The 20,559-nt window shown below is 39.7% G+C and carries 17 protein-coding genes; all 17 read right to left on the minus strand.

Annotation, left to right across the window (positions count from 1 at the left end; translation table 11 throughout):
• Positions 1–8: 8 nt before the first annotated feature.
• Entirely contained in the window at positions 9–1,127 is a 1,119-nt protein-coding gene (locus BVH02_RS08490) for a glycosyltransferase family 4 protein (RefSeq protein WP_158093869.1), read from the minus strand.
• A gap of 155 nt (positions 1,128–1,282) precedes the next feature.
• Complete coding sequence (locus BVH02_RS08495) at positions 1,283–2,011, minus strand: class I SAM-dependent methyltransferase (protein WP_158093870.1); 729 nt, start codon at positions 2,009–2,011, stop codon at positions 1,283–1,285.
• Between the two features lie 203 nt (positions 2,012–2,214).
• Positions 2,215–2,958, minus strand: coding sequence for a class I SAM-dependent methyltransferase (locus BVH02_RS08500; RefSeq protein WP_223271827.1), 744 nt, complete (start codon positions 2,956–2,958; stop codon positions 2,215–2,217).
• Between the two features lie 128 nt (positions 2,959–3,086).
• On the minus strand, positions 3,087–4,499 hold the full coding sequence (locus BVH02_RS08505; protein ID WP_086500989.1) for an O-antigen ligase family protein: 1,413 nt from the start codon (positions 4,497–4,499) through the stop codon (positions 3,087–3,089).
• Positions 4,490–5,425, minus strand: a complete 936-nt coding sequence (locus BVH02_RS08510) for a glycosyltransferase family 2 protein (protein WP_086500990.1) — start codon at positions 5,423–5,425, stop codon at positions 4,490–4,492. The genes BVH02_RS08505 and BVH02_RS08510 overlap by 10 nt, the downstream gene beginning before the upstream one ends.
• Positions 5,409–6,698 carry an oligosaccharide flippase family protein gene (locus BVH02_RS08515; protein ID WP_086500992.1) on the minus strand — a complete coding sequence of 430 codons (1,290 nt, stop codon included), beginning with the start codon at positions 6,696–6,698 and terminating at the stop codon, positions 5,409–5,411. The genes BVH02_RS08510 and BVH02_RS08515 overlap by 17 nt, the downstream gene beginning before the upstream one ends.
• 13 nt (positions 6,699–6,711) lie before the next feature.
• The gene (locus BVH02_RS08520; RefSeq protein ID WP_086500994.1) at positions 6,712–7,779 is read right to left on the minus strand and encodes an exopolysaccharide biosynthesis protein; all 1,068 of its coding nucleotides are present in this window, start codon (positions 7,777–7,779) and stop codon (positions 6,712–6,714) included.
• Complete coding sequence (locus BVH02_RS08525) at positions 7,779–10,352, minus strand: SLBB domain-containing protein (RefSeq protein WP_086500995.1); 2,574 nt, start codon at positions 10,350–10,352, stop codon at positions 7,779–7,781. The genes BVH02_RS08520 and BVH02_RS08525 overlap by 1 nt, the downstream gene beginning before the upstream one ends.
• Positions 10,353–10,770: 418 nt before the next feature.
• Positions 10,771–11,775 (minus strand): radical SAM/SPASM domain-containing protein, encoded by a 1,005-nt coding sequence (locus tag BVH02_RS08530; protein ID WP_205635718.1) that lies wholly within the window; start codon positions 11,773–11,775, stop codon positions 10,771–10,773.
• Between the two features lie 45 nt (positions 11,776–11,820).
• Positions 11,821–12,861 (minus strand): adenylate/guanylate cyclase domain-containing protein, encoded by a 1,041-nt coding sequence (locus BVH02_RS08535; protein ID WP_086500996.1) that lies wholly within the window; start codon positions 12,859–12,861, stop codon positions 11,821–11,823.
• Between the two features lie 11 nt (positions 12,862–12,872).
• Positions 12,873–13,253 (minus strand): response regulator, encoded by a 381-nt coding sequence (locus tag BVH02_RS08540; protein ID WP_086501011.1) that lies wholly within the window; start codon positions 13,251–13,253, stop codon positions 12,873–12,875.
• Positions 13,253–14,170, minus strand: a complete 918-nt coding sequence (locus tag BVH02_RS08545) for a sensor histidine kinase (RefSeq protein ID WP_086500997.1) — start codon at positions 14,168–14,170, stop codon at positions 13,253–13,255. Before BVH02_RS08545 ends, BVH02_RS08540 begins: the two co-directional genes overlap by 1 nt.
• The gene (locus BVH02_RS08550) at positions 14,163–15,542 is read right to left on the minus strand and encodes a sensor histidine kinase (RefSeq protein ID WP_086500998.1); all 1,380 of its coding nucleotides are present in this window, start codon (positions 15,540–15,542) and stop codon (positions 14,163–14,165) included. The genes BVH02_RS08545 and BVH02_RS08550 overlap by 8 nt, the downstream gene beginning before the upstream one ends.
• A gap of 134 nt (positions 15,543–15,676) precedes the next feature.
• A complete protein-coding gene (locus tag BVH02_RS08555; protein ID WP_086500999.1) occupies positions 15,677–15,979 on the minus strand; it encodes an EthD family reductase in 303 nt (100 codons plus the stop codon).
• Between the two features lie 286 nt (positions 15,980–16,265).
• Positions 16,266–17,564: an APC family permease gene (locus BVH02_RS08560; RefSeq protein ID WP_086501000.1), complete on the minus strand. Its 1,299-nt coding sequence runs from the start codon at positions 17,562–17,564 to the stop codon at positions 16,266–16,268.
• A gap of 150 nt (positions 17,565–17,714) precedes the next feature.
• On the minus strand, positions 17,715–19,412 hold the full coding sequence (ggt, locus tag BVH02_RS08565) for a gamma-glutamyltransferase (RefSeq protein ID WP_223271826.1): 1,698 nt from the start codon (positions 19,410–19,412) through the stop codon (positions 17,715–17,717).
• A gap of 150 nt (positions 19,413–19,562) precedes the next feature.
• Complete coding sequence (locus tag BVH02_RS08570) at positions 19,563–20,312, minus strand: DUF2490 domain-containing protein (protein ID WP_158093871.1); 750 nt, start codon at positions 20,310–20,312, stop codon at positions 19,563–19,565.
• Between the last annotated feature and the right edge of the window lie 247 nt (positions 20,313–20,559).

The following is a 20,559-nucleotide window of genomic DNA, read 5'->3' on the forward strand; positions in this document are numbered from 1 at the left end:
TTCGATTGTTATTTCTTAAGGATTACATTTTGAAATCCCTCAATAAACTTCTGCGCAGTGAATTTTTTTGTTTGCTCAAGGCCCTCAAGGATCATAGTATTCTTCTGCGAATTATCTGACGACAAAATTATCATTTTTTCAATCAAATCTTGCTGATTGCCAGTTTGGAATGCTAGACCTGCTCCACCGGCAACTTCCATCAAAGCGGACTGATCTGAGTGAATTACAGGTATCCCCATGCCCATTGCTTCTATGATTGGAATTCCAAATCCTTCGTTTTCAGATGGGAATACGTAGGCAAAAGCATTTTTGTACAAGGCTTTCACCCGGTTGTCAGTTACATATCCAGTCTGAACAACTTTACCTTGAAGTCCCAGTTCCTCAATCAGTTTTTCTACAACTGGGTAATCATTCATTTGGACACTTTGGCCAGCTCCACCAGCCAAGACAAGCTTATAATCTGTTTTTGTTTTATGGAGAAATTGATGAAAAGCGTGAACTAAGAGAGGTATGTTTTTGCGCTTATCGAATGTCCCAATGTGCAGAAAGTAGGGATGACTTACCACACCTATTTCATCTAAAAAACTTGCATCTAACCCATTATCCATTGTTTTCGGCGCTTGATAAATAACAGAAATTGGATGTTTCTTACCTAGGTGTTTTTCAAGGGCAGTTTTGGAATATTCAGTCGTGGTGATTAACGTCGTATTTTCCTTAAGCCCTTTCTTGATCAAATTTAAAAAGTAAGTTCTCCACCACTTTGGGTAATTCTGTGGCATCTGCCAAAAAAATGCATCATGAATTACCGTCAGTCTTCGACAGGACAAGCTTGCCACTGGAGAAACAAAATCAGGACAAATCAGCACATCAGGCTGATATTTTTTCACCATATCCGGCAGTTGAAACTCCTTCCATCGAAAGTAGTCCAAATGATAATTAAGTCGCTGAATTTTGGATTGAGGACCTTTGAAAGTCTGATCTGCACTTTGAGATTTAGGGTCGTGGGAGAAAATCCATTCTATCTCTGGATGTGGATAAGCGATTGCTGCATGCGCCAGTTCCATCATATAGGTCTTGATACCAGTGGTGGCGACGTTGAGATATTGTAGATCCAGGAGGACTTTCATTCTAAGCATTCGAGCATTATACAAAAATTATTAATTACTATTCCAGAGCTAAGGAATTTGATCATGGAAAAGCGTGTATTTTGACGCCTCAATTCTCCACACATTTTTACCTATTAATTTTACAATTACTTCTAGATCATCAGAAGCCATACTATTTATTTAAGTTTGAAGTAAAAGCAAGCTTGATCACCTATCTTCATTTTATTATATTCAATTGACTTTCTTTTAAAGTTATTTAATTCTTGCTGCGAAAATTCCTCAGTAATATTAAGTCCATTAAGTATTTTTCCTCTTTTATATAATTCTGTTCCCCAAAATTGACATTCGAAACTGTCAAACTTTATACTATACAGGTCTAGATCAAATTTAGTTGCAAGGATTTGTAATGATTTCGTGTTTGGTATAAATAGATGTCTAGGTGCGTCTAACTGAAACCAAAACTCTCGAGATTCCTTCCAAACTTGGCCATCTGTAACTGGAACTCTAATTAGTGCCTTGCCTCCTGGATTTAGTATTGTAACCAATTTCTCAAAAACCCGAACAGGATTTGAAATATGTTCAAATGCATGATGGAACATTACAATATCATATTTTTCATTTATGTCATAATAGTCCATTTTCTTTAATTGGATTCTTTCAGAGTATTTATCTTCCAATAAAAATGGATCATAACCATGAAGATTTTTAAAACCATTATATGAAAGCTCTTCAAGTAGCTGTCCGTTCCCACACCCTATATCTGCAATTTTACTATTCTCATTTCCTTGTAGTGTTTGAAGCCACTCAAAGTATACAGGTGGACTTAGGCTAATTCCTAGTTTAAAAAGTAAATATCTAATTCGCTTAGACCATTTACGCAGCCCTTTGCTTGTATTGAAATTCACTAGTGAGTAGTAATTAGAAGGGTAGTATTCGCCCATATCCAGAGGTATATCCAATAAAAATAGACCTTTACAATTTTCACATTCTAAATATTCGAATGACCCGCCCATCCCAAACATTCGTTCTTTCGCTGTAGTTTTTCTGAATGACGTTGACCCACAGATTTCACATGAATTCATAAAGTAAATTGTTGAATTTTATCATTTTATTTTATACACACAATCCACTGATTTACCTGAAATGCATTCTGCACTAATCGGTTTAATTTTTTCTTCAAGGGCATTTTATACCTGATCAGATTGCTAAATTTCTCTCCGAAGTTATGGGTGTAGTGGTCAATTGCTTTTAATCCTTGCTCTTCGCAAATTTCTTTAAGTAATTTTTTAGGGAAAATAAAGGTGTGCTCCAATCCATCAATCACATCTGGTATGTCCATGCTTAGCAATCTCGACCAGCGATGAAAGCGGTACAAATTACTGGACATATTTGGGGTTCCAATTGCGAGATGTCCCCCTGGCTTCAAGATTCTCTTCATTTCTGAAATGTAAGCTTTCGGGTCTAATACATGCTCGATCACATGTGAAATGTGGATAAAGTCAAAGTAGTTTTCAGGGTATTTCGCTTCCCAAATATCTCCCTGGAATGTCTCTACTGGAAAATGTTGCTTCACAAAGTTTAAGGCCCCAGTATCAAATTCTGTAGCGAAAAGTTCACAATTATGTTGATTTGCGTAAGCCAATCCCAAACCCAGTCCACAGCCTACGTCTAAGAATTTGGATCCAGTTTCTAGCTTTTTTAGAAATCTAGCTTCCTTTTTTATTTCAGCTTCCTTTAGCACTGATATTCTACTAAAATGATTCAGTATAAGATTTTTATAATCAACTGATTCATAATGCTCCTTTTCGTAATAATTCGTGTAGTAATCTGTCAACTCCTGACTGTCTGCCATGGGATTGGCAAATACCAATTGGCATTTCAAACATTGGACTCTGGATATATGCGGTCCCTTTCTTCGTGTATCTATCGCAAATCCCTTTAAAATTTCAGATCCACAAATCGGACAGTTTCTATATAAAATCATAAAACAAAATTATCGTTTCTTCTACTTTCCAATTTGATTCTAGAATATTCATTGACACTAAGACCAACCATCCACCAGGAAATCCAAGATACGTAGGTGTAGATTTCTACATTGGCAGTAAATAAAGGGAGTAATAAGCCAGCTTTGACTGTTCCCGCTACAAATGCCATTCTAGCCAGATTAAGGTTATCAGAATTTTTGAAGACATTGATGGAAGTCCAAATTCCTGTAAAAAGGGTAGCGATATATAGCAGCATTCCTATCCAGCCTAACTGTACTCCGTAAATCAAAAACTGGTTTTCTCCACCTACACGTAATTCATCCGATACGCTACCAAAATTCCCGCTCATGGCAAGTCCGATTCCAAATGGGTTGGCTAGCATTGAATCCAACGCCAACACCCATTCTACCACATGACCTATGCTGGAAGTGTCTGCAAGGGTTAGTGTGTCCACCACAAAGAAGTAAAAATCTTCGGAAGCAAAGATTACTACGTAAGCCACAAACAGTAACAAACTCAAGAAACCAAAACCTATCAATCTATAGAGTTTGAAAACTAAGGCAACAAAAAATATCATGAGGAAAAAAGCAGCGAACGATGCTCTGGAGGATGCAAAAACTAAGCTTCCAATACAGCAAAGCATAATGAGCAGATATTTCCATTGATGCGCTCTCTCCGTAGTCAAAAACCAGATTAAACCTGCTGCAAAACCCATTAAGACCGAGCTAGCAAGTTCTAAAGGATCTGAGAAAAAGCTCCCCAGTCGCTTCATGGCATTAGTAGTCTCAAAAGTCCATGTCAGGTTGTAATTTCCTTCTGGATCGATATCATTAAATTCTTGGTTGAAAAGGGCATAACCAGTGAATTGCTGTATATGGGTCCCAAGTAGGAAACTTTCTATCAAATTCATCAAAAAAGCCCCTACAGCAATCATAAATATGATCTGAAATAGTCGCTTCAGCTCAAAATCCCCAAGGAGAGTATTCCTACCCAATAAATAAATCAAACTTGGCAGCAACATGCTCTTAAAGTATAAAGCCTTATTGATAAAACTTGCCTGACCTATAGGAAGAAAAAGAAAGATCAAAGCTAGTCCTATAAAAGCCAACATAAACCAGTCGGTGGATTGCAGGCGAAATGGATAATTAGCAAGTTTCCGCTGGTAAGTAACAAAAACTAACCCTGAGATCAGGACAATCACTTCCTTGCTGATCTGAAACAAACTCACCAGAAGCGTAGATCGAGTTGCCAAGAAAGCAACACTTAGCGAAGTGATGTAAAAGGGTAAAAATGCTGCTAGGAAGAAGATGAAATAGGTCCATTTTCCTTTGAAAACCATCTGCTGAACTGTCCAGAGAAATCCGGCAGCCACGGCAGATGCGATGAAAAAGAAAAATATTAATGCCATACTTCTGCTTTTTGGAGTGGTAATGTCCAACCATGCTTGATACCTCTGGCTACTGATTTTAGCTTCTGAAATCTACCTCTCACACAAAAATAGCCCATCCATAGTACAAATCGAGATAGATGATAGGTGCTTGCCAAAACTAGTTGTGGACCTCTAGATACACTACGTAGCAGATAAAATTGGTTACGGACATGGTAGTAAAACACGGTTGCACTCAGCGTTCCTTCAGAATGCTTCTTCTTCGAGGAGGCCCCAGCCTCGTGATAAATTACTGAATCTGCGGCCAACTCAATTGAGTACCCTTTCTCCCGAAAACGTAAAGACCATTCTACATCCTCGAAATAGGCGAAGTAACTTTCATTTAGAAGACCTACTTCCAAAAGCGCATTTCTTGTGATCAACATGCAGCAACCTGTAGCCCAGTCTAATTCCCTATTTTTTGCTTGATATTCTTCGGAGGATTTTCGATCGCCCAGTGTTATAGATCTGCAAAGCAATTGATTCCATTTTCCTCCGGCACTCCAGATTTTTTTCCGATCATGAAGAAAATAGATTAATGGCTGAACAACCCCAAGATTAGGGCTATTTTGAAATCTCCGGATCATCTGACCCAGAAAATCCGGTTCCACCGCCGTATCATTATTCAGGATCATCACATGGGTATAGCCATCATTTAGCGCTTTCTTGATACCTACATTGTTTCCACCGGCAAAACCGAGATTAGCAACGTTCTCTATTAAATCAATTTCTGGATAATTAAGCTTTAGCTTTTTTCCTTCATCATTTTGCGAATCATTGTCCACCAGTATCACTTTAAAATCGGGAAACTCGACTTTTCTAAGTGATTTTAGACAATCAACGGTAAAAGCATAGCCATTCCAATTCACCAGTATAACCGCTACAGAAGGATCAGGAGTAAAAGCCATGGAAAAGTTTTGGGGTTCTTTTGAATAAAAGTGCCATACATATGATGTATGCGACAATCTCTGTAGATAATATACCGTAGCATAAACCAACTCCACCAAAATAATAGGTAAGAATAGAAGTTACGATGATCATATACAGGCCCATCATCCAACTTGCCTTGAATAACAGTTGCTTAAGATCTGCCACCAGCATCATGGTGATATTGGGGATGTTCAGACAAGAAATGAATATAAGAGGAGACAGGAGTTGCAAATAAGTAACTGATTCGCTGAGCTCAGATCTCGACAATATTCGAATGATCCAAGGTGCTGCCAAATACGCTGCCGTTGCGATCATTGCTCCTCCGATAAGAACTCTTATATACACTAGTCGCAAGAATCTATGAAAAGAGTGCTCATCCTTCTTATACAATTTGGAAGCATTCGGAAATATTGCCTGAACGATCATAGATGGAAATAGACGCAATACCATCACCACACGCTCTGCCAGACTATACATACCCAAGGTCTCAGCATTTGCAAAAAAGCTCAATATGATCAGGCCACCATTAATGGAAATATGGCTGGCGAGATTACTGAAAAAGAATAAGATATTCTCTTTCAAACTAGCCCAAATCGCAGAAAACTGAGGTCGATAAAATCGAATTTGCAAGAAGGTGTGGATGTAAGCTAGTAAAAATAGGTTGATCAGCAGGCCTGTGAATCCCATCATAAAATTCACCCATTTGCTGAGCTCAGGGCTATGGATAAATAGTACAATCCCCATCAGAAAAAGCAATTTGCTAAAGACATTAGCAATGCTGATCAGCTTCATTTTTTCCATTCCCTGAAAAAACCAAAGTGGTAAAGTGGCTTCTGAAAAAAGCAGAAATACAGAATACACCAAAATCACCTGATATTCTTTGAAAAGATTTAGGCCAAATACGCCTACTAGAATAAGGAATGTGGCAAAACCAGCCAGTAGAATTTTGGCAGAGAAGACATTGGAAACCAGATGGGATAGCGCTTTCTTATCGTTTTGACTGATTGCAACTTCACGTGGAGCGCTCAGATTGTAACCGAATCCCACCATGATATTTAGCAGGATGATGATAGAGAGTGCGAGATTCACCAGTCCAAATTGATCCACTCCAATTCCCTGAATCAGCAGGGGCATGGAAATAATGGAAATCAGCACATTGGAGGATTGAATAATCGCCAGAAACAAGAAATTCTGAATCGATTTATTCTTGATAATACTGCTGATAGGAATAAGACCGAGTTTTTCTAGCATGCCAACTTATAGTTTAGCTTTCCTGCACATGCTTATGATACAGTCTTCGGAAATAAACAGCAACTATAGCGAGCATTCCTAGAATCACAGCTCCATAAACCATCCCTTTCACTAAGCGGATTTCAGATCGCTCCAATGGAAATCTCGGGGCGTCAATTATTTGGATCAAGGGCGAATTATTTCTGTGATTGACTTTAGCGATTTCAAGATTTTTGACAACCTCTTCATACACTGCTCCAGTTGCTCTCACATCTATTTGCTTCTTCTGGGTTTCAACTGTCGCCGATGAGAGTAAGGGATTTGCATTGGGCACACGATCAGTTGCCGAAGCAAAAGCACCGATGCTTTCATTCAATAGCATGCGTACACTATCAGCCTGTGATTGAAGAATCATCAGATTCTCACTGGTTTTTTTAGTCTTAGTCTCTCGGTAGAATTCATTCACATTTTCTACCAAATGTTCATTGAACGCTTTTGCGTACGCTTCATCCTTGGACGAAACAGTAACCTGGATTATTGTTAATTTACGATCAGGCTTAATGACAGAAAGCTGATTTTCTCGAACGAGCTTGGCTATTTCTCTAACTACTGAATCTTGAGAAACGCTGAAGTTTTCTCTAGAAACAGAAAAGTCCATAGGCGAAATATCCACTTTGGAAGCCCACTTCCTATCGATCTCTTCAAATTCAATAAAGCGATCGATTAGTAGGTGATTTTCATCAAAAGGACTTAGCAGTGCCTGATCGAGCATACGGTCGGAGCGATAGAGTTCCATGATATTATCTCCTTGAAATAACCCACTTGTACCACCCATCGATCCCATATTTACCCCCATCAAAGAAGCTAATCCAGACATTTGCCCTATTCCTCCAGAATCTCCGTCTTCGAGAACAAAAGAAGTGGTAGCTGAGAAAACAGGTTTTTTATAAATAGAAACTAACGCTCCAAGCCCAAGTCCGATCAGGCCAGCAAGAAGCAGGATTTTCCATTGAGAAATGAAAAAGGCAATCCAGCTGGTGAAGTTTTGCACGACTTCCTTGATCGTAAATTGATTATCTGTAAAATGTTTCGATCCTGACATTACCAGTTGATTTGAGACATAACCAAGCCTAAAGTAGCCAGGCCAGTAGTGATTCCAACTAATTCACCTAAGCGAAGTGGTGCTTTTGGCCCTTTGGTAGGAACGATTACTTCCGCTCCCGGTTCTATTGGAGGATAGTTTCTGATGCCCATAAAACCTTTCGTTCGCTTTACAGCTCCATTTGCATAGACTACATAAGTCTGCTTCTTATTAGCACGACGCTCAAAACCTCCTGCACCATTAATGTAGTGTTTCAGGCTTCTACCGGATTCATGACGGATGGTAGTCGGATAGACTACGTCTCCGCGCATTCTCACCGTTTGAAATAATTTTGGAACAGATAGTATATCTCCTTCCTCTAGCAAGAGATCATCTTCAGATCCAGGATTTTTGAGAATTTCTTCCAGATTAATCGCAACAGCTTCGGTTTCTTTTAGCTTCACTGCAAAGCCTGGAGTTTCAGAAGCGATTTGATCCAAAGTTTCTTTTTTGGTCTGGGCCAATTGATTATCTACTTGTGAAGCGGCCACAGGAGATTCCGACAATAGCCTTCTTAGCAATTCAGCCTGTGCTTCAGAGTTACTTGGGTCTTCAGCTAGTTTTATACGTAATCCTTCCAGATTTCTTTGACGACGAAGTTGCTCAGATTCAGTATTGAAAAATTCTGTTCGACGGATGAGTGTCGCTCCTTTAGAATATGCAAATTGATTTAGACCTCCAGCACGCTTGACCAAATCAGAGATGCGCTCTCCACTACTTTGGATGGCAAAAATGCCTGGAGAATTAACCTGGCCTTCTACAGCAGTCAATTTTTGCATGGTGAAGCTTGCTCTTTTTCTGACGATAATCTGATCAAAAGGAACAAGTGAAGGCGAATTTGGATTGTAGCCCAAGTCTTGATTTACCTGAGTTGGGATGATATCTGCTAGTGTTCCCATATCAGAATCTTCCAGCCTTCTTGCGATTTCTATGTCTTGTGAATTGGCAGATTCCTGAAATCCCCCAGCCATCACTATCAAATCTTCCACCTTCATCTCTGCAGAATACGGATAGGTTCCTGGTCTTTTTACCTCACCCAGGATCTGTACATATTGCTCGTTGTTAATATCGTAGATGCTTGCTATTCTGATTACATCTTCTCGGCGAAGTGGAATATCAGCAGCAGTCCCATCCAGTACTCCACGTAGATTTACCTGAATCATCTCTGTACTCAAGTCTGTTCTAGTCCTCAAAATACTTGCCTGGGTAGTATAAGCATCACCTCGAAGGCCTTCAGCATTCTTTACCAGCTGGGATAGAGTTAGACCTTCGGTCAGAGCAAAGGTACCTTCCCGATACACTGCGCCTTTGATCTGAACACGATTGGAATAGCGATCGAGAATCCGCTGAACTGTGATCTCATCACCACCTTTCAACAGGAATAGATCAAACTGATTTTGATAGACATCAGATACAGAACGCTGATTTCCAGTGATACGCGAGATAGCCACTCGGTCTCTGAATGCTTGGTCTGTAAATCCTCCTGCATAGGTTATTAAGTCTGTGAAATTATCATCATCTACAACTTCGAAAACCATTGGCCTTTTTACTTCCCCTTTCACCTTCACATGAGATAGGTATGGCGGAACTAAAATTACATCCTGATCTTGGAGCTTAAGGTCAAGATTTGCTGTACCATTAATCAACAGATCATAGACATCGATCTCTGCGATTTGGGTGTTATTCCTGACCAATTTGATCTTGCGCATGGAGCCATTTTCGTTGGGTCCTCCGGCAGCATATAGGGCATTAAATATACTGGAAAAAGCACTTAGTGTAAATGAGCCAGGTAGTCTTACCTCACCTAGAATATTCACTTTAATAGTACCCACATTCCCTAGTGTGACTTGGAGAAAAGTATTGGGATTACTGCCTAAAAGACCAGAATAATACTTGCCTATCCGATTTTTAAGAATTCCTGTGGCCTCCTCAATAGATTTTCCCGATACGGACACAGGTCCAATATTGTCCAACAACACAAATCCATCTGGGTTTACAGTGGCCTCATAATACTGCTCAGACTGCCCATAAATATCCACATAGATTAAATCTCCCGGGCTGAGAATATAGCTTTTGGGAGTTGCTTGATTTAAGCTCGGTTCAAAGCTTAAGTTTCTGTTTTTTTGGTAAAAAAGGTAGGCACCAAAAATTTCATTTCCATTTGATTTATTAGCAAAGCCATCAGTTGGTTGAATCATGCCAAGATTTATCTCTTCGAGATTTATTTGCTCACGGGCATCCCGCTTGGACACTTTGGTGCTGCGACCAGAGTTTTCTTGCTCGTTAATTCTGAGCCTCATCTTGGCTACCTCGCTAGGCGGCATTCCTTGGGCTTCTAATGCTTTTAGAAATTCGGCTTTGGTGAGCCCAGCCTCAAACGCTCGGTCTAATAAGTTTTGAACCTGATCGTCAGAAAGTTGATCGACTTTAATCTTGTCGGCTTGGTTTATTTCCTGCGCAAATGCCTGAGGAATAGCTACTCCTAAATAAGCTAGAAGTATGAAAAAGTAAGAGAATTGTTTTATTGAAATCATAGAGAAAAGGTCGTCCCGGGTGAATCAAGAACAAAGATGGAGATTAAAAATCCATGAATTTCTTAATTTCACCAAATATAGTTCCAAAAACTCGTTAGTGTAAATATGGTAATCCACAAAACTAACTCGATGAGTTAAAGAATAAAATAAGGTTAAGATGATCAAATAATGAAATCTCCACGAAATTCTTCTTGTCCTCAGGATTCCTGCACAGGGAATTATATATCTACCAAATGATTATCCGCATTTGCACCAGTAAATATTAACCGACATTAATTTGATGTTAAACACTGGAATTAAGGCTAATTCGGTGACTCGTCATCGGTCTTCCGATAGCTATCGATACAGCCTGTTGAGCAAAGAAAATATTGGCATTGGCAGGTTTGAGGATAATAATTTCTACTCTATTATAATCTTCTCACTCTGTACAATTTCTGCATATTTCGATCTGAGTGCGGTCGCTAAGCAGCTGTCTTCTAAAGTCTTGATAGGGGAGCGATGACCAGATTGATGCGAGTGATTGGGATTTCAATTCACCCATGACATGCTTCGCATCTTTGTCAAAGCAGCAGGGGACTATCTTTCCATCCCAAGTAGAAACTGCGCCTTGCCACATTCGCCAGCATTTGTTTTCCATCTTTTTCTTAAGCTTCCACTTTCCATTAGCGATTGGCAGATACCTAGAGTAGCCCAAGTCAGAAGGGATTAGCTCAGAACCATTTTCGAAGTCATAGATCTGCGTGGTTTTCAGTTGAAGCTCATCGACCTGCATGGTCTCAGCCCAACGCTTTAAGTCTAGGAGTTGATGTTCATTTTGTCCTGTGACTAAAAATTGTAGAACTACACGAGGGAAATTTTGCTTAGACTTTTTCCTCTCTGCCAGAAGTAACTTAATGCCATTTTGCACTTTCTCCAATTCACCACCGACACGGTATTTCTGATAAATCTCCTGCGTGATTCCATCCATGGACACGATTAATTGTTTCAATCCACTTTGTAGCACTTCTTTTACCTGTTTTTCCTGCAGGTAATGTGCGTTGGTTGATGTGGAGGTAAATATGCCCTTTGAATTTGCATAGGCTACCATCTCCAAAAAGCGGGGGTTCAGGAATGGCTCGCCCTGAAAATACAAATGCAGCCAAGTAAGGTGGCTTTGCACTTGATCTATGGTTTTCTTGAAAAGTTGTTCTTGTAGCATGCCAGTTGGTCTGGAAAAATCGCGTAACCCTGATGGACATTCTGGACAGCGTAAGTTGCAGCTCGTGGTAGGTTCTATTGAAAGTGTTGTAGGTTTCCCCCAAAGAATAGGCTGGCCAAAAATTCTCGAAAGCTGAAAAGAAATAGCTAGCAAGGCATAGTTTAAGATTTTCCTAAAAGTAAGAAGCTGAAAGAATGCGATTGCCGTGATCAGATTATTATTCACGCAGTGAAGTAAGGCATAGAAAAAGGAAGAAGCAATCGATAAAGGTTATTTTACCACCTCCAAAACGGACACTGGCTTTGCCTTGTTTTTAAGTGTGAATTCTCCCAGATTTAGAAAAGTAAATAGATCAGTAAGTCCATGCGTGCATTTCTCTAGAATCAGGATTTGACCTGGGGCTGCAGAATTTTGTAGTCGCGAAGCTACGTTTACAGCATCTCCTATCACAGTATAATCAAGCCTTTTTAAGGATCGAGAACCGATATTTCCTGAAACCATTTCCCCTGAATTCAGTCCTATTGATACCTTGGGACTGAAATTCGATTTCTTGGAGTAAACTGGCATTTCATTCATTTTATCTCTGATGGCGATGCAGGCTCTAATCGCTCTTTCCACTTGATCTGGACCTTTGAAAACTGCCATCACTGCATCACCTATGAATTTATCCACAGCACCTTTTTGATCAATGATCTCACGGACCATCAGGTCAAAATATTCATTTAATAGGGGAACTACGACATTTGGTTCTTCATTTTCCGAAATTTTCGTGAAGCCGCACAAATCCACAAAAGCCACAGTTGCTTCCACTGTTTCATTTTCCATCAATGACGTTTCTGATTCTTTTCCAATCATGAAATTGAGTACAGTTTCATCCACATACATTTTTAAAATGTTGTTTTCCTTCAAAGCGATCAAGTTTAACTTTATCTGCTTGATGTGCTGCAGCGTTTTTTCAATTGTAATCTCCAAATCTTGAAAATTAACGGGCTTGGTAATGAAATCAAACGCACCTCGATTCATTGCTGTACGGATATTCTCCATATCACCATATGCTGATATTATCACCGACTTCAGTAAGGGGTGTTGTTCCTTTACTTTGGTCAACAGCGTCAATCCGTCCATTTCTGGCATATTAATGTCGCTCAGGATCATGTCTATATCAGGGTGCGTTTGGATAAGCTCCAATGCTTCACGACCATTTAGTGCAAATACAAAATCATATTCCCCAGCTCGAATTTTGCGTCGGAACTTCTGAGTGATAAGTACTTCCAAATCTGCTTCATCGTCTACTACAAGTATCTTAGACATAGCTTTATGATCTACTCTTGGTTAATAATTTTTCCGATTTCTATTTTAAGAGAATCAAAATCTATCGGTTTAGTGAAAAACTCCTTGGCGCCAGAATCCATTGCTTTCTTGAAATTCTCAGAATCTCCATAAGCGGAAATCATACTCACACTGATGGAAGGAAACTGACTTTTGATTTTCTCTAACAACTCTAAGCCTGTCATCCCTGGCATATTGATATCCGAAAATACATAGACCACTTCTGGGGGATGCTCACTATCCAATAATTGGAGCGCCTCATCACCAGAAAAGGCAAAAGCAAGCTCTAACAAGCCGTTACGAACTTCTTTCCTGAACTTCTGGCGAAAAAGTAATTCAACGTCTCGCTCGTCATCGACGATTAATATTTTTATCATGATTTAGCTGATGTGAGTGGTAATGAAATTTCAAATTTGGTGAACTCGCCCTCATTAGATAAAATGGATAAGGTGCCTTTATGTGCCTTGATTATATCGTGAGTGATAGACAAGCCTAGACCTGTACCGTCTTTTCCTTTTTTGGTAGTGAAAAAAGGCTCTAGAATTCTGTTTAATATTGGTTCAGGTATTCCAGCGCCATTATCTTCTATTTCAATAATTATTTTATTCTCTTTCTGTGTGGTTTTTACGATAAGCTTGGGCTGGTAGCTTGACTTTACATCTTGTTCCGAAAGCACATGGAGCTTACTTCTCATGGCGTCAAATGCATTATTACTTAGATTGACAATCACTCTACTAAAATCCTCCTCTATAAGAGAAACCAATTCTATTTCAGGATCTAAATCCCACTCGAAGCTGACATTGATTGGGTTCTTTCCCGCTCGCATTCCGTGAAATGCCAAATTTACAAACTCCTGAAGGAGGCTATTTAGGTGAGTAAGCGCAAATTCCCCTTGCCCACCCCGTGAATGCATGAGCATGGACTTTACTATTCCATCTGCCCGCTTCCCGTGTTGCAGTATTTTCTCAAGGTTAGCCTTTATATCCTGGAGCAAGTCATCTACTTCTGAAAGTGTATCACTTTGCTCTAGTTTCTGGAGCTCCTCAACTATTTCCATTACATACTCTATACTCAGTTCGGAGAAGTTGTTGATAAAATTGATCGGGTTCTTGATCTCGTGAGCTATTCCCGCAGACAATTGTCCCAAGCTTGCTAATTTTTCCTGCAAAAGTAATTGCTCCTTAAGCTCTTGGTAATCCTTGAGAGATTTCTCGAGTTCTAATGTCCGTACGCTGAGCAAATGCTTCAGTTCCTTATTCTTTTCAATCCAACTTTCTTGAACTTTATCCATAGTATTGGTTATCTATCGGTAATCGAATACAAAATTCAGTTCCTTCTTCGGCTCTGCTTTCAACCAAAAGTTCACCGCCATGGGATTTGACAATATCATAACTCAGCGAAAGACCAAGACCAGTACCAAGACCAGTTGGCTTAGTAGTGAAGAATGGCTGGAAAATTTTATCCTTAACAGAGTCCGGCATTCCAGTCCCATTATCTTTCACCCTGATCTCGATGCCTTTGTTAGTTCTTTTTGTACTCAACCAAACCGTGGGTTTATAATCCTTGAGAAGTGCTGAATCACTAGATTCGCCAAGTTGCCTTTTCTTCTCACCCACTGCGTAAAAGGCATTATTAACCAAATTCAAAATAACTCTTCCAATTTCTTGGGAAACGACATTAACGATGCCCGCTGACTCGTCGAAGTTCGTTTCCATACTCGCATTGAAAGACTTGTCTTTTGCTCGTAATCCATGATAGGAGAGGCGTAGGTACTCATCCGCTAGCTCATTAATATTGGTCGCTTCCTTCACTCCTGAGCTACTTCTACTATGTTGGAGCATTCCCTTTACGATAGCATCTGCCCGCTTTCCGTGATGGTGAATTTTTTCCTCATTCCTTTCTATATCGCCTACTATTAGCTTTATTTCATCCAAATCTCCTTTATCCAATTCGACTTTCAATTCCTCTAAAAGTTCTTTATTCAACTCTGAAAAATTAGTTACAAAATTTAGCGGATTTTGAATCTCATGAGCAATTCCCGCTGTAAGTTCACCTAGTGAGGCCATTTTTTCGGATTGGATCAAAAGAGATTGTGTTGATTTGAGCTCAGTTATTGTTTGAAGCAATTCTTCTTTTTGAGCCATAATCTCTGTAGTACGCTCAGCGACTTGTATCTCAAGTGCATCCTTTAATTGTTGTGATTTTTTAAACTCAATTTCTTTTTGAACAGCTTTAATACGCTCTGCCTCCAAGGCCTTCCGCTGTCTATAATTGATAAAAAATTGAGCTCCTAGCCAGATCCAAGCAAAAATTCCTGCAGTATTAAATAATTCATTCCAACTGTTGTAAAATGTAGGGGCAATTAATCTGGATAAATCTTGGACAATATGTACTAGAACTACGGGGAAAAATGCATAAACATATGGTTTCAGTGGAAAAAAAGCCTTCTTATTATAGGTTGCATACAATACAGCTAAATTCATAAAGTGTGCAACCCAACGCACAATTCCATCTGTTCTTTCAAAAATAATTTGGATAGCTAAAAAGCAACATGCAGCGATCAAGCCTTTCAGAAAAATGCCTTGCCACTCAGGATAAGCCTCTTTGGTTTGTGGGTGTCTTTGCAAAAAACGGAAGGCAATGATCAGAAGTATAAAATCCATTTAATCAGTTTTTGGATTAAAAATAGGCACTAAGCAATAAGCAAAATAAGAATAAATTCAGAAGGTGAATGCCCAATTTTTCCTGATTTTGGAAATACTATCATCGTCAATGGATAGAAATCTTTATTCGGAAATCATCCTACCACTCCTGACAAAATCGTAAATCCACCTGTAGCAAAGTTTGCAAGATCTCCAGCGGTAGCCTGTCCTTCAGCAGAACCCATTGATTCTTGTAGCGCTTCAGGATTTTCAAAATACAATTCAGCCATACGATAGAAGGCCGGATTAGATCCATCAGCCTCAGGAAGAAATTTGGTTACTTCAGCTTTGAGTATTCCTTGGATTTTGCCGACCAGAGGCATGTGGGTGGCTGCATAATAGCTTTCAAAGGCGGCTGGATCAGTAGGATGCTTATAGAGTACAGTTAATTTTACCATGATTTTAGCTTGATTTTAATACGTTTATGCTTCAATGTAAGGATTTCTCAACTGAGACTATCACCCAATTTTCCCATCCCCATTGATATCTTTTCCAGATTGCTCTTCAAGAACCTTGAGTGTTTTGATTAATAATTCTCTCGTATTTGCCAATTCCCATTCCAAATTTTTGACCCTCATTTCTAATGTATCTGCTTTGGATTTATGGTCTTGAATTTGACTTTGCTGGATTAAATTCCAAAAGAGGCCATGTAAAGTTTGTTTAAAGGTTTAAATATGTGTCAGGTTATTTGGTCTTACTTGGAAGTAGCTTGACCAAGAAATATATTAAAGTCAGTACTGCGATGAAAATCAGGATCCCTGTCTTTTCATATCCTGTCAAATTGGAAAGGAAGAACAGGATTATCCCTGCAGCCAAAATAGGAACTGTATAGCCAAAAGGGATTTTAAAGCTTCCCTCATCCGCTCTTTCCATTCTCCTTAGTTTGATTACAGATAGAGCTACGCCAAAATAAACCAATAGCATACTGGCGGAAGCAATCACAGCCAACTGGCGAAATCCCCCGATGGCTGCTAATGTAAATCCAACACCAGCATATAGCAATATCGACAAATAGGGAGTTTTAAATTTTGGGTGGATAGCAGCCAATTTATCCAATGGAATAATTCTATCGCTAGCTAAGCCAAAAACTACTCGTGGCATATTAAGTATTTCTCCACTCAGCATCCCAAACATAGATACTCCAGCTGTGATAAGTAAAAGGGTGTATCCAATTGGGCCAAACACGATGTTTGCAACCGCAGCTAGCGGAGCCTCTGAGTTAGCGGGTAATTGATCCCCCAAAACTCCCTGCGAGACAGTTTGGATAAGGATATATAGAAAAAGCACAAAAGTAATTCCTATGAAAATTGCTTTAGGGACAGTTTTTTGAGGGTTTTTGATCTCTCCGCCTACGGTAAGTCCAGCGTCTCCACCTTGAAAGGCGAAGAACAAGATCAGTGATGCCGCACCGAAATTCTCGAAAGTTGGAGCTGTCTCCCAATACAAATTACTAAAAGAAACATCTTTCCAACCGAAAAAAATCAGCAGGACTAGAGGAGTGAGTTTCGCTACAGTATTTATTTTCACCAAGCCTATTCCTTGCTTCACCCCAATGACATTGAGGTAAGCCAATCCTGAGAAAATTAAAAGCAATACTAGAACCCGAATAAAGGGATTTGTGAATGCGGGGAAGGCCAATCCCATCAATTGAACCAAGGCGTTGGCAACTGCCGCATCAGACAAGGCACTTCCGACCACCATAAATACTGCAGCCAGAAATCCAGGAAAAGGGCCAAATGCAGTTTCCACGTAAGCATAACCTCCACCTGATCGGGCAACTTTGCTTCCTGCCTCCGCAAAACAAAGCATTACAAGTGCAATTAGAAATCCACAGAACAAGTAGACGATTACCCCTGAGGAACCCATAATTTCGGCTACGATCGCGGGCAAAACAAAGATTCCTGCCCCCACGATGATATTTACAATATTAGCAGAGAGTCCCCACAGCCCTATTTCTCGTTTTAATTCTGTCTCTTTTTCCACAAAAATATTTTATCTCTATTACTGTTATTAATGAATAGGTAATGCTGTTAGTTTTCAGGCTCGTCAGGTCAGGATTTTAATTTTCACTCTCCCCACCTACCTCTTATCACCTTTCACATCTCACTTTTTACCACTTACAAAACTTACATCTTAATAACCTCTGGCTCCCCCGTCCTCACTTGAAGAATCAGCAGCTCCCGTATATAATTTCTTTGATGCATCGAAGGTGATTCCCATCAGTACACCGATATTAGTCGTTGGAGTAAGCGTATGACCCATTTTTATTAGTGCATCTCTGGTGTCGGGCGAAAGTAAATTGCGCTCATATAATATTCTGTCTGGCAGCCACTGATGATGGATTTTCATCGCTTCGATGGCGCGGTCAACACGCATATCATAAGCCAAAACATTCAAAACTGTCTGGAAAACAGTATTGATAATCGTTCTTCCTCCTGGGCTACCAATCACCAAATATGGCTTACCATCCTTGGCAACAATCACCGGAGTCATGCTGGAAAGCATCCTTTTTTCTGGAGCAATCATATTCGGATCGGTGCCAATTTGGCCACCTGTGGTTGTTTCTCCAGGCACTGGGTTGAAGTCGCCCATTTCATTGTTGAATATAAATCCAAGTTTATCCGAACCCATTTTGACCCCGTAGGAATTTTCCAGTGTGTAAGTCAAGGATATAGCATTTCCTTCTTTGTCGACTACAGAAAAATGAGTGGTACTAGATCCGTCATAAGGATGTCCAAATTTCGATGGATCAGAGATAGAAGCCTTCGTCAGATCTATATTCTCATAGCGCATTTTTGCAAAATCCTTGGACAGAAGTCTGTCCACTGGCATATCTGGATTGAAATCTGGATCGCCCAGATGCTTAGCCCTGTCTGCAAAAGCTCTTCTCATCGCTTCAGCTACTAGGTGAACATAGGCGGTAGAATTGAATTCTATCTCTGAAATATTTGCTTCTTCCATCAGATTCATCATCTCGATCAGCGCTACTCCTCCAGAACTTGGTGGAGGCATGGAATAAATATCATAGCCATTAAAAGTGCCTTTAAGAGGCTTGCGCTCCACTGCTTCGTATTTCTCAAGATCGGCTTTGGTGATAATACCCCCCTTAGCTTTCATGTAATCTTCTATTTCCTGAGCTACCCAGCCTTTATAGAATCCATCTCTACCATGCTTTTGAATTTCTTTCAGCGTTTTTGCTAAAGCTGGCTGCTTCCAAGTTTCTCCAGGTTTCACTATTTCTCCATTTGCGCCCTTGAAGTAATTTATCATGATATCCTCTGAAGGGTCTTGATCTGTCACGTTTACTGCGGCATTATATAAACCCCAAGACATCATGAAGCCATTTTCAGCTAATTCCACAGAAGGTTTTACCAGATCAGCCCAAGGCAATTTACCATACTTTTGATGTGCTTGGTAAAGACCAGCAACAGTTCCTGGTACACCTACAGCCAAGAGACCCTTGTGATTAGAGTTATCTTTGATCTTTCCATTTTCTCCCAAAAACATAGTGGGACTTGCAGCAAGTGGTGCTTTTTCCCTAAAATCAAAAGTGGTCACCTCTCCATTTGCTTTTAGAAAAACAATAAAACCTCCGCCCCCGATATTCCCGGCTTCTGGATGAGTTACTTCTAGCGCAAATGCTGTAGCTATAGCTGCATCGATGGCATTCCCACCTTTTTTCAAAATATCCACGCCTACTTGTGATGCAATTACATGATCTGAGACCACCATGCCATTTTCAGCATAAGTTTGGGCATTAGCTTGGCCGAAAAAAAGCAGAAAAAGCAATGAACAGCTAATTGCTACATTTTTCATAATGATATTTTTCATGTGATTTTATATTAAGAAAGGTTGTGCTTGTGGTTTGGGTAAAAATAAGATAAAATGTCAGATCATTCCTAAATCATCAGCTATGCGGAGCTCAGCCGTTTTAGAATTGATACGCATTTCTATTTAAGGTGAAATTAGCAATCATTCCTACTAGTTCCTTAAAAACACCTTATGATTAACCGTTAATCTTAAAACATCTCGATTGTAGTAACCTCCAGTCTGACGCTGGTTTATCCATTTTTGATAAGCGAGTTCGAGATTTAATTCGGGGGATATGGCTAAGCCTAATCCAAGAATCAGACGATTTTGGTCAAAGACGTACCTCACTCTTTGGCCAGCTTGAACCATCAGTTCATCTCCTGCGATTACTTTTAGGATTTGATTTTCATTGATTTTCCAAATAGGATAGGAAGCCATGATTCTATAGCGGAATCTAAAACTTCCAAAAAAGTAGCCTTGAGCCAGTTTCGTTTCTTCTAAGTTCAGTTTATGAAAATATCGCGCTTCTGCTCGGTAGCGATGGTCTAGCGTTAGCTTTTTTAGCGTCTGCCTATAAGCCATTTCCATATGAGGTCTAAGTTCGGGCTCCACCAGATCCAACTCCGATTTCGGATTGTTTGGGCTTTGATAAAATGTAGCAAAACCTGCCGAAGCTTCCCAGCCATTAGCTCCCAACTTGCGATGAATATGAGTTCTGAGGGAAAGTTGATGTTGCGCAAACGGGTGGACAAAATGCCGCTCCTTAACTTCAGCTACTACAGACCAATTATCATCAATCGGAAGGGTAAGAAAATACCCGTACCAGATAAGTTGCTGATGAGTCACATCTTTCTGAGCTATAGAAGCCTGAGGTAAAAAGCTCAGAAAAATGAATATAGAAGTGTAAGTAATTGCTTTCAAGCCTATGATTTAAGCTGCAATTTTACGCTAAATCCTAGTAATTTAATAGGGTAATAAAAAAATATTTATTTGACTTAAATGTGCCTCTTGCTGGCCTTTGGAAGTTCCTAGGAGCAGTAAATCTATATGAGTATTTTATCTCTCTATATAAACTCTTTTAGTTAGAGTTATAGAGTTCCAAATGAGCTATTCCCCCTTTACAAAGGGGGCTAGGGGGATTTACTTAAATTGACTTGTCCTGAATTGA

The sequence above is a fragment of the Algoriphagus ratkowskyi genome, from assembly GCF_002150505.1.
Classification (GTDB): Bacteria; Bacteroidota; Bacteroidia; order Cytophagales; family Cyclobacteriaceae; genus Algoriphagus; species Algoriphagus ratkowskyi.

What these genes read in the sequence shown, in the direction of transcription:
- BVH02_RS08490 (WP_158093869.1), bottom strand. Translation starts at nt 1,127, where the DNA reads ATGAAAGTCCTCCTGGATCTACAATATCTCAACGTCGCCACCACTGGT.
- BVH02_RS08500 (WP_223271827.1), bottom strand. Translation starts at nt 2,958, where the DNA reads ATGGCAGACAGTCAGGAGTTGACAGATTACTACACGAATTATTACGAA.
- BVH02_RS08505 (WP_086500989.1), bottom strand. Translation starts at nt 4,499, where the DNA reads ATGGCATTAATATTTTTCTTTTTCATCGCATCTGCCGTGGCTGCCGGA.
- BVH02_RS08510 (WP_086500990.1), bottom strand. Translation starts at nt 5,425, where the DNA reads ATGGCTTTTACTCCTGATCCTTCTGTAGCGGTTATACTGGTGAATTGG.
- BVH02_RS08515 (WP_086500992.1), bottom strand. Translation starts at nt 6,698, where the DNA reads ATGCTAGAAAAACTCGGTCTTATTCCTATCAGCAGTATTATCAAGAAT.
- BVH02_RS08520 (WP_086500994.1), bottom strand. Translation starts at nt 7,779, where the DNA reads ATGTCAGGATCGAAACATTTTACAGATAATCAATTTACGATCAAGGAA.
- BVH02_RS08525 (WP_086500995.1), bottom strand. Translation starts at nt 10,352, where the DNA reads ATGATTTCAATAAAACAATTCTCTTACTTTTTCATACTTCTAGCTTAT.
- BVH02_RS08535 (WP_086500996.1), bottom strand. Translation starts at nt 12,861, where the DNA reads ATGTCTAAGATACTTGTAGTAGACGATGAAGCAGATTTGGAAGTACTT.
- BVH02_RS08545 (WP_086500997.1), bottom strand. Translation starts at nt 14,170, where the DNA reads ATGGATAAAGTTCAAGAAAGTTGGATTGAAAAGAATAAGGAACTGAAG.
- BVH02_RS08550 (WP_086500998.1), bottom strand. Translation starts at nt 15,542, where the DNA reads ATGGATTTTATACTTCTGATCATTGCCTTCCGTTTTTTGCAAAGACAC.
- BVH02_RS08555 (WP_086500999.1), bottom strand. Translation starts at nt 15,979, where the DNA reads ATGGTAAAATTAACTGTACTCTATAAGCATCCTACTGATCCAGCCGCC.
- ggt (WP_223271826.1), bottom strand. Translation starts at nt 19,412, where the DNA reads ATGAAAAATATCATTATGAAAAATGTAGCAATTAGCTGTTCATTGCTT.